Genomic DNA, 14,390 nt, shown 5'->3' on the forward strand with positions numbered 1-14,390 from the left:
TCAATCTCATTAATAAACTAAAAGTAGTAAATAATAGGAAAAGCGGTGTGACATTTCACACCGCTTTATTTAGCGTATTCAACTGCTCTTGTTTCCCGGATGACTGTAACTTTAATATGTCCAGGATAATCAAGATCATCTTCAATTCTTTTTCGAATATCACGAGCTAACCGATGTGCTTCCAAATCATTGATCTGTTCCGGCTTGACAATAATTCGAACTTCTCTACCCGCCTGAATGGCAAATGATTTTTCGACTCCGTCGTATGACTCTGAAATCTCTTCCAGTTTCTCCAGACGTTTAATATAGCTCTCCAATGTTTCACTTCGTGCTCCTGGCCTTGCTGCAGACAATGCATCGGCTGCGGCGACCAGCACAGAAATGATTGAAGTAGGTTCTGTGTCTCCATGGTGAGAGGCAATACTGTTAATGACAACTGGATGTTCTTTGTATTTAGTAGCCAATTCAACACCAATTTCGACGTGACTTCCTTCCACTTCATGGTCAATCGCTTTACCTATATCATGGAGCAGTCCTGCACGGCGGGCCAGCATCACATCTTCTCCAAGCTCCGCAGCGAGCATTCCAGCTAAAAATGCAACTTCCACCACATGTTTAAGAACATTTTGTCCGTAGCTTGTCCGATATTTCAAGCGTCCGAGAATTTTTATTAGATCTGGATGCAAACCGTGAATACCGACCTCAAACGTAGTCTGTTCACCAATTTCACGAATATGTTCATCCACTTCGCGCCTGGCTTTATCGACCATTTCCTCAATTCGAGCCGGATGGATACGACCGTCCTGAACTAGCTTCTCCAAGGCAAGTCTCGCCGTTTCGCGCCTTATCGGGTCAAAGCCTGATAAGATGACCGCTTCCGGCGTATCATCAATGATCAAGTCAATTCCGGTTAAAGTCTCAAGGGTACGGATATTTCTGCCTTCCCGGCCGATGATCCGTCCTTTCATTTCGTCATTCGGCAAATTCACTACTGAAACGGTGGTCTCAGCCACATGATCAGCTGCACAGCGTTGGATTGCAAGTGAAAGAATACTCTTAGCTTTCTTTTCCGCTTCTTCTTTGGCACGTGCTTCAGTCTCTTTGATCATTAATGAAGTCTCGCGGGCCAGTTCCTTTTCAACATTTGACAAAAGGAGTGCTTTCGCTTCTTCACGTGTCAACCCTGAAATGTGTTCCAGTTCTGCTTTTTGCTGGCGGATCATTTCATCCACTTTGCTTTCCATCTCTTCAATATGTTGTTGTCTTCCATTCAGAGAGTCCTCTTTCCGTTCAAGCTGTTCTTCACGCTTGGCCAGAGTATCATCTTTTCTGTCGAGGTTCTCCTCCTTTTGCAATAAGCGATTTTCTTGTCTTTGCAATTCGGTTCTTCGTTCACGAAGTTCACGTTCAGTTTCAATACGGAGTTTGTGGTTTTCATCCTTCGCTTCCAACAGGGCTTCTTTCTTCAGTGATTCCGCTGTTCTCTTGGCTTCTTCCAAAATTTGTTCTGCGGACCCCTGTGCACCTGTTATTTTTGCTTGAGCAACTGATTTAAAGATGAAATAGGCAACAACTACACCGACGATAAGGGCAAGCAAAATGGAGATGATGAATATGGTCAGATCCATGTTTTCACCCCCTCTTGCTATAAACTTGTATCATTCACTAACTGTCGGTTGGTACATGTTACAATATAGAGAGCAAAGCTCTAATTTTACGAAAAAAAATTGTAAAATATACAGTTTAATTTTATAGGTGTGGAGAATTATTGTCAAGCGCGGGCCCCTATTATTCTGAAAAAAGAAAACAGCAAAACCTAAGCTTTGCTGTTAAAGTGGCGTATTATTGATCCAATAGACTAAGTTCTTCCTGCTCCTCTTCTTCCGACGCTGTTTTTTCATCATCCAATCCATAATACTCTCGGATTTTAAACATGATTTCTCTGCGTAAATCTTCGTTTTCTTTCAAAAAGAGCTTTGCATTCTCCCGCCCTTGTCCTAGACGCTCATCATTATATGAATACCAGGATCCGCTTTTTTGAACAATATCGAGTTCAGAGCCCATATCGATGATTTCACCTTCATGTGAAATACCTTCTCCGTACATGATATCCACTTCAGCTGTTCTGAAAGGAGGAGCCACCTTGTTTTTGACAATCTTAATCCTTGTTTTGCTCCCCACGACATCCTGTCCCTGCTTCAATTGCTCGGCACGACGAACCTCAAGCCTGACAGAGGAATAGAACTTCAAAGCGCGCCCACCAGGAGTTGTTTCCGGATTTCCAAACATGACTCCCACTTTCTCCCTGATTTGGTTAATAAAGATGGCAATCGTTTTGGATTTGTTGATAGCGCCTGACAATTTTCTTAACGCTTGAGACATGAGGCGGGCCTGTAAACCAACATGTGAGTCTCCCATTTCCCCTTCGATTTCCGCTTTCGGTACAAGAGCAGCGACGGAGTCAATAACAAGAATTTCAATCGCACCGCTTCGGACAAGAGCTTCTGCTATTTCCAAAGCCTGTTCTCCAGTATCTGGCTGCGAAAGTAGGAGTTCATCAATATTTACACCCAACTTTTGTGCATATACCGGGTCAAGTGCGTGCTCCGCATCAATAAAAGCTGCTGTACCGCCTCTCGCCTGTGCTTCCGCAATCGCATGCAGGGCAACAGTTGTTTTCCCGGAGCTTTCAGGGCCATAGATTTCAATGACCCGCCCTCTTGGATAGCCGCCTACACCAAGCGCTATATCAAGCGCTAACGATCCGCTCGGGATGGTTGAAATTTTGCGGTCCGTTTGTTCGCCTAGTTTCATGATGGACCCTTTTCCAAATTGTTTTTCTATCTGTTTCAAAGCCATATCTAATGCCGCTTGACGATCACTCACACATTTTCCTCCTCAAATATATTCATTCAAGTGTGAACTACCCACCACTTACCACCCCTTGCGGGTTGCTTGAAGTGGGCTTCTTGGGTAATCGCCACTGTTGGTAGCTGACGAAATGAACCAAGCTAACCCTCTTGTTCCAAGAGTTTATAATAATACTGATTGTACTATATCAAGATTAATACAAAAGAAAATGCCTTTGGGCTAACGCCCAACCGAAATTCATCTCCCTCTAACCATCTAGCTTCGCCCTGCACATGCTTAAAGAGGGAGACCTCTTTCGAAGGAATGTTAAAATCTATTTATATTATACCTTCTTTTCATACCATTGCCAAGCAAAAAGGCGAACATTTATTCTGTGTTTTTGAAGGGCAAATAATAGTAAAATTTGATTTTCATTCATATATTCTTTTGTTTTGAGCAGATAAATTCCTATGAAAGTTAAATTTTAACTTCATTCAGTAGAAGTCTCCCACTTCTGTTAGTGGTGAGATGAATGTCCAAACTTCCGAAGCTCCGCTGCTTACCCGATCACTTAAAACATAGTTCGCTCACTGATCAGGCTATACCCCTTCGATAGAAAACAAAAATAGAGCCGATCGGCCCTATTTTTTGTCTAATTCCTTCAATAGATAGTAACATCCCATTTTGACGGAACGTCGTCTGTTTCCGTTCCGTGTACCTGCCATCTTTACGAGAACCGCCTTAGATCCCTCGTCCTTGAACGACATACCGATCCAGACAGTTCCAGCCGGGTGGCCCTCAAGCGAATCCGGTCCGGCTGCACCCGTGAAGCTGATACCAATATCGGCATCCAGAGACTTTCTGACATTCTCGGCAAGCTCAATAGCACACTGCTCACTGACAGCGCCATGCTTTTCCAGTGTTTCAGGCTTTACATTGCACAGCTTTATTTTTGCCTCATTTGAATAGCAGACGATGCCACCAAGCAGCATGGTACTGACGCCGACAACCGAGGTCATCTCGGACTGAAACAGTCCCCCTGTTAAACTTTCGGCTGCCGTGATGGTCAATTCACGATCCTCAAGCACCCTCAAAAGCTCGGCCATCAACGAGGTATCTCCATAGCCGTAAAAATATTCGCCAGCCTTTTCCTGGATTGGCTTTTCGATTTCATCCAGCAGCGAAATGGCGTTCTCCCTGCTGTCGCTTCGTGCAGTTAATCTGACTGTCACTTCGCCATCCCCTGCCAACGGAGCAACAGTAGGATTCGTTTGGGCGTCAATGATATCAGACAGCTTCTCGGCAATCTCAGCTTCTCCGATATTAAAAAAACGGAGCACCCGCGATTCTATGCATTCAACTTTTTCCAATTGGTCAATAATTGCTTGTCGCCCGTAGTTTCTAAACATCGGTTTCATTTCATGCGGCGGTCCTGGGAGCAGCATGTAAAAATGAGACCCTTCTTTTACAAACATACCTGGTGCCATCCCGTGGTCATTTGGAAGCACTTTTGCCTCCTTGATGACATGAGCCTGTTTTTCATTATTGGCTGTCATATAGCGTCCAGTCCGCATGAAATAATCCTGAATTTGTTTCCAGGAATTATCATCTGTCACCATCTCACGCTTTAAATGATCTGCAATAATTTCTTTTGTCAGATCGTCTTTTGTCGGGCCCAACCCTCCGGTAAATATCAGCAGGTCAGCCCTTGTTTCCGCGTGCTTTATAGCCTCTGACAGCCGGCTTGGGTTATCACCAACCACAGTATGGTAATAAACATGGACACCTATTTCCGCCAGCTCCCCTGATAGATACTGAGCATTCGTATTGGCTATTTGGCCAAGCAATAGTTCCGTACCGACACCAATGATTTCAGCTTTCATTCATGGATCACTTCCTTATTTCGAATGTTTAAATATTCCTCGGTTAAGGTAAAAATAATCCCATCCAGACCATACGGTAAATATTAAGGCTACCCATAACATTATGTCAGCAAACGGCACATTTATTGCTGAAAACGGCATATTGTTAAGAAGTAAAGCACTGATAGCAATGATTTGCGTCCATGTCTTGATTTTTCCCAGCATGTTGGCTGCCACTACTTCACCGCTTCCAGCCAAAATAAGTCGCAAGCCTGTCACTGCAAATTCACGGCTTATGATCAATATCACAATCCACGATGGTGCCAATTTCATTTCAACCAATACGATGAGGGCAGCGGAAACGAGTAGTTTGTCCGCAAGCGGGTCGAGGAATTTCCCCATATTTGTAACAAGATTATATTTACGTGCGAAGTAGCCGTCAACCCAGTCAGTAACTGAAGCAATGATAAAAAGAATCGCTCCAGCAAAATGCGCGACTTTCAAGTCAGCACCAAAATAATGGAAGGTTCCCCAGTCAAATGGTACAAGCATTAATATCAGGAATACAGGAATAAGCAATATTCTTGATACAGTGATTTTATTAGGTAAGTTCATCTGTCGTCTTCCTCCTAAGAAATGCACAAGGTGCCAGCTGGCGGCAAAAATCTCAAGTACTTAGCACTCATGTTCATGTAAGACTTGAAAAATGGCCGCCGATTGCGCGGCAGCCTCCCGAAATCATGACTCTTATTCTTTATCAAACTGGATGCTGATTTCCTGTGTGACATTCTGATTCGGGTCTAGTTCGTATTTCAATTTTTGATCGTTTACATAAATATCCGTTTCGAATGCTCTGCCGATCCGAATGTACGCTTCATCTTGATCTGACAAATCAAAGCTTTGGCTGGCTCCATTTTGAAGCATCCCTTGAAACAGCTGCTGATTTCCGCCATCAAGTATTTTGACCCACGTCTCACCCGATGCCGAAGCACTTACTTTCAGTTCGAACTTATCAGTACCTGACAGCTTATAGGTAGTTACATTGCCGGAAACCTGATCCATAGTCAATTCCTGGCCTGCATTTTGGGACTCCTGTTCTTCAGCATCATTTTCATCATTCGATTCCGCTTTATCCTTTTGATCAGATGCTGATTCTGAGGCTTTTATTGCATCTGACTCTTCAATATCAACGGTCTGATTTTTCCCTTTGTCAGCAGATCGATTTCCTGTTTCCCCACTTTTTGAAAACAGATACCAGGCGAGGAAGAGTACCGCTACGATCGCAACACCGATCAAAATTTTCGGCAGAAGCTCGGCAATTTTCGAAACACCCGGTGAGACGGTACGTCTCGTTTGTACACGGGAAAGCTGTTCCGACAAATCATCCTCATAGGCTGCCGGAATCTCGTTTTTATATTCCTCGAACAACTCGTCCGGCGAAAGCCCTACAGCCTCAGCGTATTGTTTTATAAAAGCTCTCACATAAAATTTGCCGGGGATTTGACTGTAGTCTCCCTTCTCAATGCCGGAGAGATATTTTTTCTGAATCTTAGTCATTGATTGCAGTTGATCCAAGCTGATTCCTTTTTCCTCACGAGCCGTTCTCAGACGGCCCCCTAATTCACTCAAAGCTAACACCTACCAATCCTAAAAATCAAAGTTTCCAAAACCGCCCACACCGGGCTCATCAAATAGGTTTTGTTTTTCAACCACGTCGTATGTTATTTCCTCATCAGGGTTATTGCGCAGCTCGATTATGTAATCGAAATCCTCGATGGAATACTCCGAATGCTCAACAAAAATATCCGGGTGCTCAATCACCTTTACAGCCGGCATCCTCATAATTTCCCTCACCAGTTGAAGATGCCGTTCATCAGCCCTTCTTCTTGAGACAATTCCATCTATCAGGAAGATATTATTCTCATTATATTCATCTTTAATCAATTCTTTTCTTATCGTCTGTTTCAATAAAGTAGAGGAAACAAATAGCCATTTCTTATTGGCACAGACACTTGCCGCAACAACAGATTCCGTCTTTCCGACCCGTGGCATCCCTCTAATGCCAATTAACTTATGCCCTTTCTCCTTGAAAATTTCAGCCATGAAGTCAACAAGGATTCCCAGTTCGTCCCTGACAAACCGAAACGTCTTCTTGTCATCATGATCTCTCTGGATATAACGCCCATGCCTTACAGCCAGTTTGTCGCGCAATTTAGGCTCCCTGATTTTTCTTACCTTGATCGTTTCCACTGTTTCTAAAATGGATTCAAGTCTTTTAATTTGATCCTCGCTTTGTGCCCGGATCAAAAGGCCCCTTCTCCCGGCATCTACGCCGTTGATACTTACAATATTTATTGAAAGCATGCCCAGAAGCGATGAGATATCCCCTAATAAACCAGGACGGTCAATCGTAATTTCATACTCTAAATACCATTCTTTACTTTCCATATAAAAACAGCTCCTCGAAAAAATGGAAATCGACCCTTATTATATTATCCTACCACATCATTTCTAGCTTATATCATATCTGATTTTAGATAAAGAAAAAAGGGAAACCTTATGATAAAAATGTCATCTGATATAAAAAACGAATATAAAAGGGGGTACAAGACTTAAAAACGGAGTTCTTATTGTGGAAATAAAACAAAAGTACAAGCGACTGTATATTGACATACTAACTGAAGTTGAAATGCGAAGAATGCATGCTTAGCCTTGACAAGCATGAGACAATTTCCATTTCTTAGCCGCCACAGAAACATCGAGGAGTTAAGCGTAGGAATGTGGACGCAGTATTTAGTAATAAATAAGCTACTTACAACTTAGGCAAGTTTATAATTTCCTGCAACAAGTAAAAAGAGAGGATGGCTCCTCTCTGCTACATGTCCTTATTCATTTAGTGAGTGCTGTTGTTCTCAACCAGCTTGACCATCACACTGGCAATCGCTTGTTGCTCTTCTTCAGATGCAACAGACCATAAATCAGAGAGCACTCGCTCCTGTTCGTTTTTCGGGTCAACTTGTTTTGACAGATAGTCACCGACTTGATGAGCCATTTGACCTATAACTTCCTGTGACATTCCTTGCTGCTGAGCCTGATCCAGTCGGTCACCAAGGAAGTTTTTCCATTGTTCCCAGTTTTCAAGTATTGACATGTTATTGTGCCTCCTTCACATTTTGATACGATGTTATTATTTGCATGGGTGAAGGAAATATGCATAAATCTTAAGTTTACAATACATATATTATGTATACCATCCGCCATTTATAGCAATGACTTGTCCCGTGATATAGGATGCTTTCGGTGATAATAAAAAAGAAATAGTATCTGCGATTTCGCCCGGCTCAGCCAGCCGCCTCAGCGGAATTTCCTCCTCCAAGCTTACAAGCTCCTCTTTCGAAAAACGATGGAGCATCCCTGTATTGACAGCACCTGGGGCTACACAGTTCACCCGGACTCCGGAACCGGCAACCTCTTTGCTTAACGCTTTGGTAAAAGAAATTTGTGCACCCTTTACGGTTGAATAAATTACTTCACACGCGGCGCCCGTCTGTCCCCACAATGAGCTGATGATGACGATTTGAGAAACTGAATTTCTCATCAATTTTGGAAGCAGGTTTCTGACCAAAATCAGTGGGCTTTTTACGTGTAGCTGAATGGCACTTTCCATTGTTTGATCATCCAGATCTGAAAAAAGACCAAAAGGGGCGTTTCCACTTGAATAAACGATAGCATCCAGTTGAAATACATTCCTGATAACTTGATCACATCCGCTTTCAACTGAAAGATCAGCCTTGATCGGAATCACTTCAATGTCATACTCGGCCAATTCCGATACAAGGTCTAAGATTCGCTGCTCATTGCTGTGATAATGCAAATACAAATTCCAATTTTCCTTCGCAAGAGCCCTTGCCGTCGAAGCTCCTATTCCGCCGCTTGCCCCCGTAATCAAAGCAAATTTTTTCATTTTACATTTCCTTTCAAAGAAAAAACCCGGGCTATTGGCCGGGTTTTTATATTTATTTAGGTACCATATGACATGTCGCCATTCTGTCTTCTGAAAAAAAGTCAGTTGCTGCGGTAGTTAAATCATTAAGTGTTAAATTCTCAATTACCGGTACAGCATCAAACAGGTTCATTCCATTCAATTTATAACGTGTAAACTGATTCGCAATGAACTCAGGAGAGTTGAACGCTCTTAAAAAGCCGCCGATCCGCTTTTTCTTAGCTCTTTCAAGCTCTTCTTCCTTCAATTGTCCCCCGGCATTCAGCATCATATTCTGCAAGCGCTCCGTCAGTAAATCCGGCTCTTGTGTATCACTGCCGACAATGGCAAAGCCAAAACCATCTTCCTGCGTATAATCAAATTGGAAAGACTCATCGATCAAGCCATCATTGTACAATGCTTCGTAATTTGCGGAACTCTTGCCGAATAAAATATCGAGCAAAATATTGACCGTCAATTCCTTCTTGAGCATCGCTTCACCATCACCATGAAAATGTGGTGCTTTTACGCCGACCATGCATTTGGGCGTTTGGACATCCATTTTTATGACTTGCTTTTTCTTTGCTACTCTATCTGGTTCTTCCTCGAAATGCCTAACTATTTCCGGCGCGGCCTCAAATTGCTTTTGCTTCTGGTTTTCGCGAATGAATGAAATTATTTTTTCTGGATCGACTGGCCCTGTAACAAAGAACAGCATATTACTCGGATGATAGAACGTGTTGTAACAAAGGTAGAGCAAATCAGCTGTGATATGGGAAATCGACTCAATCGTACCGGCTATATCAATCTTGACAGGATGATTTTGGTAAAGGTTCTCGATCAAGCCAAAATAAACTCTCCAGTCCGGGTTATCATCATACATGGTAATTTCCTGTCCAATAATCCCTTTTTCTTTTTCAACTGTTTTTTCTGTAAAATAGGGTTCCTGAACCATATCAAGCAACGTACTTAAATTTTGTTCGACATTAGACGTGCTGGAAAAAAGATAAGCCGTTCTTGTAAAGGATGTAAAAGCATTGGCAGATGCCCCTTGTTTACTAAAAAGCTGAAACACGTCCCCATCTTTTTTTTCAAACATCTTATGTTCAAGGAAATGCGCGATTCCATCAGGAACTGTTTGCATTTCTGTATCATTTAAAGGGATAAAAGTGTTATCAACAGAACCGTATTTTGTTGTGAATGTGGCAAAAGTCTTATTGAACCCTTCCTTCGGGAGGACATACACTTGAAGCCCATTATCAAGCGTCTCATGGTATAAAGTTTCTTTTAACTGATCGAAGAAAATGCTCTTCACTTGTCGCCCTCCTCCTTCGTTCCTGTCAAAAAGTAAATAGTATCCATTTCAATCTTACGGGCTGCGTTCATGATCTCTTCTTTGGTCGTTTTGGCGATCTGGTCCTGCCACTCATCTAAGTTGATGACTGTATGGCCTACAACATTATGATAAAGTACTTCCGTCAGTCCACGTGCCGTATCGATCGTCTCAAGGAATTGATTTTGGATAACAGCTTTCGTCTGCTCTATTTCCTGATCGGAGAAATCCCCGTTCTTCATTAATTGCATTTGTTCTTTGATAATCTTAACTGCATTCTCATAGTTTTGATCATCAATTCCGGACATGACCATCAGCAATCCCTTATGACTTTCTATTCTGCTGGCCGCATAATAGGCCAGATTGGCCTTTTCACGCACATTGATAAAAAGCTTGGAATGTGGAAATCCTCCAAAGATGCCATTAACCATTTGCAATGGAAAATAGTCCTGATCACCATATTTGATATTCGTACGGTAGCCTATATTCAGCTTTCCCTGTTTTAAATCCTGTCTTTCGACAATTTCTTTTACTTCCATGTTGCTTTTCTCAACAGAATCTGAACTTCTCTGCGGTGTGCGTTCTGTAAAACGAAGTTCATCACAGTAGCTCTCCACTTCTGCTTTGTCAATATCACCGATTATGTAAAGATCGAGTTCATCTTCTTTCAACGCTCTCTCATAGTACTGGTATAAGGAACTTTGCGTTATGTCATCCACTTGGCCAAGCTCCCCGTGAACAAATAATGAATATGGTTCATCCTTACACATTTCTTCAGTGACACGGTATGTCGCATATCTCATTTTATCATCATAGATTGACTTGATGCGCTGCTTTAATGTACGTTTCTCTTTTTCAACTGTTTCGGAATCAAAGGCCCCGTTTCTTGCATTCGGTTCCAACAATATTTCTTTTAACAATTGGACTGCCTTTTGTAATAGTGGAGTGGAATCTTTCAGGAACGACTCGTTAGCGATTTCAATCGTCAACGTGATGATATGATAGTCCCCTTTTTTACTTAGATCCACTTGTAGAGTTGCTCCATATAATTGATCGAGATACGTTCGCAACAGCGGTGTGGAAGGGTGCTTTTTTGTACTGCTTTGCAATACATGGGGCAAGAGCGCCCGATAGGTGACGGTCTCTTTTTCCAGTGGTGCTTTCATTTTCCAGATAATGGTGTTGGTCTTGTATTTATCAGTATGAATCAAGTGTAGGTTATATCCTTGCTTTTTCACTGTTTCCTCATGCAGCAACGGCATCTGCCACGCCTCCTTTATATATAGATGGGAAAATACAGTGCCTTCCCCCTCAAGCCGAGAACTTGAGGGCTTTACAGCACTTTTGCTTTTGTACATAGTAAGAAAGTATACAACTTAGATGAAATATTTTGTTCGAATTAAGATTTAATAAGTCTAGCTACGACGTACAAGGATGTACTAGTGCAAGCGAAGCGACAGGACGTCGCGTCCTGAGCCTGCCGATGTACAGGATGTACTAGTGCCAACGGCGCCACAGGGACTTGGCGCTTTTAGTCGGCCAGGCGCCATCGGCTCGAGGATCAAGTCACACGGAAGTTTATTCAGGAAGAATGTGCTCCTGCGGCACAGCTTATTCAAGGAAGCATATGTTTCCCTTGTCGCAAAGCTGCATGAAGCATACTCCAAGAAGCTTTTAACGATGTAATTGAAAATAGCAGCTTTGCTGTGGTGGCTGAGGAACTTCCTCATCAAAATGCCTAAGGCTGCGCGCCTTTCGCTTTTCTTAATAGTTTAAGGCTATGTTTATCGTATGTCCAATCTTATCATTATATTCAAAATGCGAAGTTTCTATTCTGAATCAGGAGGTCTGTTCTTCTGTTTGGGAAACTAAAACGGTTCTTGGTTTACTTCCTTCATATGGTCCGACAACTCCCCGGGCCTCCATTTCATCAATAAGTCTAGCAGCCCTTGTATAGCCTATCCTGAAACGCCGTTGCAGCATGGACACGGATGCTGTCTGCATCTCAACAATCAATTGGACAGCTTCGTCATAAAGCTCATCTTCTACTTCTTGTGATGTCTCCGGTATATCCTCAGGAATCATATCTTCCTGGTATTGGGCTTTTTGCTGGGATATGACAAAATTGACCACATCCTCAACCTCCTGATCAGACAGAAACGCTCCTTGGACCCGGACCGGTTTTGAAGCTCCCACCGGTAAAAACAGCATATCCCCTCTCCCCAGCAGCTTTTCTGCCCCGCCTGTATCAAGTATCGTTCTCGAGTCAGTTTGGGATGATACAGCGAAGGCAATTCGGGAAGGGATATTAGCCTTAATCACGCCAGTAATAACATCAACTGACGGACGCTGGGTTGCAATAATCAAATGGATTCCGGCAGCCCGTGCCATCTGCGCCAGCCGTGTAATCGAATCCTCCACATCATTCGAAGCAACCATCATCAAATCGGCTAATTCATCCACTATGACAACAATATAGGGTAAGAGCGGCTGTTTTTCTTCTCTTTCCCCATTTTCACGTTGAACAAAGTCATTATACCCTTCGATATTTCTTGTTCCGGTATGAGAGAAAAGTTCGTAACGCCTTTCCATCTCGCTTACTACTTTTTTAAGTGCCTGTGATGCTTTCCTGGCATCTGTTACAACGGGAGCCAACAAGTGCGGAATTCCGTTATAGACGTTTAATTCAACCATTTTTGGATCAATCATCATCATTTTTACTTCATGGGGCTTGGCTCTCATTAAAATACTTGTAATGATGCCATTTATACACACGCTTTTTCCACTTCCTGTGGCGCCGGCAACAAGAAGATGCGGCATTTTATTCAGTTCAGCCACAACAGCATCCCCTGTAATATCCCTTCCTAGACCAATTTGCAATTTCGCCTCTGGTTTTTGATGCTCTTTTGCCTCCAGTACTTCCCTTAAAGAAACAACGGCTATTTCCGAATTGGGCACCTCGATGCCAATGGCTGATTTTCCAGGGATTGGCGCTTCAATCCGTATATCTTTCGCGGCAAGTGCCAGTGCTAAATCATCACTTAGGCTGACAATCCGGCTAACCTTTACTCCTGCATCTGGATGTACTTCATACTTTGTAACTGCGGGACCAAGATGAACCTGGGTGACACGCGCCTTCACCCCAAAGCTTTGGAATGTTTTTTCCAGTTTCGCTGCATTAGCATGAATCAATTTATATTCGTTGCTTTGATCAGTTGTTTTGGGCCTTGAAAGCAGAGTGGAAGGCGGCAATTCATAGTCCTCATTCTCCATCTCTATAAAAGTGAGATTCGGAGCAAGGTTCATTTCATCCGCACTTGTGTCTGGTTCAAGCGACTCATCTTCCTTGCCTTTGGAATGGCTATTTTTTTCAGAAAAACTAGAAATAATCGGTTCTATCGGTTCATCTGTATGTATGTTTACCTGTTGAGGTTCTACGATAATAGGAGGCTTTTCGGCATTTTCCCTTCCCTCGCCATCTTCCTGTTTCTTCGCCTCTCTTCTTGCTTTTCTTTCTTCTTTCATGTCTTTGAGATCCTTTAAGAACAATGCCCATTGTCCTTTGATGAATACACTGGATTTTTTTACAGCCTTTTCAACAAACTCTCCCATCGGTTTACCTGTTATTAATATGATTCCAACCAAGATGAGGAAAAAGCTGATAATTTTCGTTCCGGTAGCATCAAAAAGAAGGTAAAATCCGGAAAAGAATACAGCTCCAATCATGCCTCCGCCTAAATCATTAGTTGACGCTTCTCCTTTAATAATTTGCATGAACAGATGATAAGTATTTTTAATTACGCTTTGGTTCGTAAGCATCCCTTCCTTATTCATCAGACCAAAAAGCTTCACATGGGCAAGCACAAGAATACTGGCCAGTATAAGATAAAGTCCGATAAGCCTGCCTTTCAAGAATACCGGCCATTCCCTTTTTATAATGAAAAAACCGGCAATACATAATGTCGCCAGCAATCCAACCATATACCATTCACCGAGCAAAAAATAGAAAAAATGTGAGATTCCACGGCCCACAGCACCAAGTTCAATAATGGATATCAACGTCAAAGCAATCAAAGCAATTCCTGCCAGTTCAAATTGAAGAATTTTTTTTAGCTTATTAGTTGTTTTACGACTTCTTCTTTTCTTTTTTGCCATTTTAATCACCTTGCCTAATCTATCATCTTGAACTGAAGAATGCTATTAGTACATGTTCAAAAGTTGCCAAATTAGAAGGGAAAAAGTCATGTGGCGGAAATCCATGCTTTTAAATCCATGTACTGCACAGAAACAAGCCACCGAAGGCATTCGCCACTTATCATTTGTGTCTTTTTGAACAGCCTCTTTTGATCAAAAGCAGCTCAGA

At 42.5% G+C, this 14,390-nt stretch carries 11 protein-coding genes and 1 pseudogene; 1 reads left to right on the top strand and 11 read right to left on the bottom strand.

Translation table 11 applies throughout. From position 1 onward, the window contains the following. Nucleotides 1–65 precede the first annotated feature (65 nt). The 10 genes from rny to yfmF form a co-directional block, all read right to left on the bottom strand. On the bottom strand, nt 66–1,628 hold the full coding sequence (gene rny / locus D5F11_RS04500; protein WP_120116176.1) for a ribonuclease Y: 1,563 nt from the start codon (nt 1,626–1,628) through the stop codon (nt 66–68). A gap of 214 nt (nt 1,629–1,842) precedes the next feature. Further along, a complete protein-coding gene (gene recA, locus D5F11_RS04505) occupies nt 1,843–2,886 on the bottom strand; it encodes a recombinase RecA (RefSeq protein ID WP_120116175.1) in 1,044 nt (347 codons plus the stop codon). A gap of 605 nt (nt 2,887–3,491) precedes the next feature. Next, entirely contained in the window at nt 3,492–4,733 is a 1,242-nt protein-coding gene (locus D5F11_RS04515) for a competence/damage-inducible protein A (protein ID WP_120116173.1), read from the bottom strand. 15 nt (nt 4,734–4,748) lie between these two features. After that, on the bottom strand, nt 4,749–5,327 hold the full coding sequence (pgsA, locus tag D5F11_RS04520) for a CDP-diacylglycerol--glycerol-3-phosphate 3-phosphatidyltransferase (RefSeq protein ID WP_120116172.1): 579 nt from the start codon (nt 5,325–5,327) through the stop codon (nt 4,749–4,751). A 132-nt stretch (nt 5,328–5,459) separates the two neighbouring features. Then, the gene (locus D5F11_RS04525; RefSeq protein ID WP_120116171.1) at nt 5,460–6,341 is read right to left on the bottom strand and encodes a helix-turn-helix domain-containing protein; all 882 of its coding nucleotides are present in this window, start codon (nt 6,339–6,341) and stop codon (nt 5,460–5,462) included. An 18-nt stretch (nt 6,342–6,359) separates the two neighbouring features. Then, entirely contained in the window at nt 6,360–7,160 is an 801-nt protein-coding gene (locus D5F11_RS04530) for a DUF3388 domain-containing protein (protein ID WP_120116170.1), read from the bottom strand. Between the two features lie 445 nt (nt 7,161–7,605). Beyond that, nucleotides 7,606–7,863, bottom strand: a complete 258-nt coding sequence (locus D5F11_RS04535; protein ID WP_120116169.1) for a DUF3243 domain-containing protein — start codon at nt 7,861–7,863, stop codon at nt 7,606–7,608. 90 nt (nt 7,864–7,953) lie between these two features. Continuing rightward, the gene (gene ymfI / locus D5F11_RS04540) at nt 7,954–8,676 is read right to left on the bottom strand and encodes an elongation factor P 5-aminopentanone reductase (RefSeq protein ID WP_120116168.1); all 723 of its coding nucleotides are present in this window, start codon (nt 8,674–8,676) and stop codon (nt 7,954–7,956) included. Nucleotides 8,677–8,728: 52 nt separating this feature from the next. After that, nucleotides 8,729–10,009: an EF-P 5-aminopentanol modification-associated protein YfmH gene (gene yfmH, locus D5F11_RS04545; RefSeq protein WP_120116167.1), complete on the bottom strand. Its 1,281-nt coding sequence runs from the start codon at nt 10,007–10,009 to the stop codon at nt 8,729–8,731. Continuing rightward, on the bottom strand, nt 10,006–11,289 hold the full coding sequence (gene yfmF, locus D5F11_RS04550; protein ID WP_120116166.1) for an EF-P 5-aminopentanol modification-associated protein YfmF: 1,284 nt from the start codon (nt 11,287–11,289) through the stop codon (nt 10,006–10,008). Before yfmF ends, yfmH begins: the two co-directional genes overlap by 4 nt. Nucleotides 11,290–11,546: 257 nt before the next feature. Between yfmF and D5F11_RS28315 the strand changes: the two are divergent. Beyond that, a pseudogene (locus tag D5F11_RS28315) lies at nt 11,547–11,705 on the top strand (hypothetical protein); the annotation flags it as partial. A gap of 161 nt (nt 11,706–11,866) precedes the next feature. Here D5F11_RS28315 and D5F11_RS04555 read toward each other — a convergent pair. Next, a complete protein-coding gene (locus D5F11_RS04555; protein WP_120116164.1) occupies nt 11,867–14,182 on the bottom strand; it encodes an FtsK/SpoIIIE family DNA translocase in 2,316 nt (771 codons plus the stop codon). Nucleotides 14,183–14,390: the final 208 nt, after the last annotated feature.

This window comes from Siminovitchia terrae, from assembly GCF_003605405.2.
Lineage (GTDB): Bacteria > Bacillota > Bacilli > Bacillales > Bacillaceae_C > Siminovitchia > Siminovitchia terrae.

Bases quoted from the DNA above. Each gene is read 5' to 3' on its own strand.
- rny (WP_120116176.1), bottom strand. From the start codon at position 1,628: ATGGATCTGACCATATTCATCATCTCCATTTTGCTTGCCCTTATCGTC.
- D5F11_RS04515 (WP_120116173.1), bottom strand. From the start codon at position 4,733: ATGAAAGCTGAAATCATTGGTGTCGGTACGGAACTATTGCTTGGCCAA.
- pgsA (WP_120116172.1), bottom strand. From the start codon at position 5,327: ATGAACTTACCTAATAAAATCACTGTATCAAGAATATTGCTTATTCCT.
- D5F11_RS04530 (WP_120116170.1), bottom strand. From the start codon at position 7,160: ATGGAAAGTAAAGAATGGTATTTAGAGTATGAAATTACGATTGACCGT.
- D5F11_RS04535 (WP_120116169.1), bottom strand. From the start codon at position 7,863: ATGTCAATACTTGAAAACTGGGAACAATGGAAAAACTTCCTTGGTGAC.
- ymfI (WP_120116168.1), bottom strand. From the start codon at position 8,676: ATGAAAAAATTTGCTTTGATTACGGGGGCAAGCGGCGGAATAGGAGCT.
- yfmF (WP_120116166.1), bottom strand. From the start codon at position 11,289: ATGCCGTTGCTGCATGAGGAAACAGTGAAAAAGCAAGGATATAACCTA.
- D5F11_RS04555 (WP_120116164.1), bottom strand. From the start codon at position 14,182: ATGGCAAAAAAGAAAAGAAGAAGTCGTAAAACAACTAATAAGCTAAAA.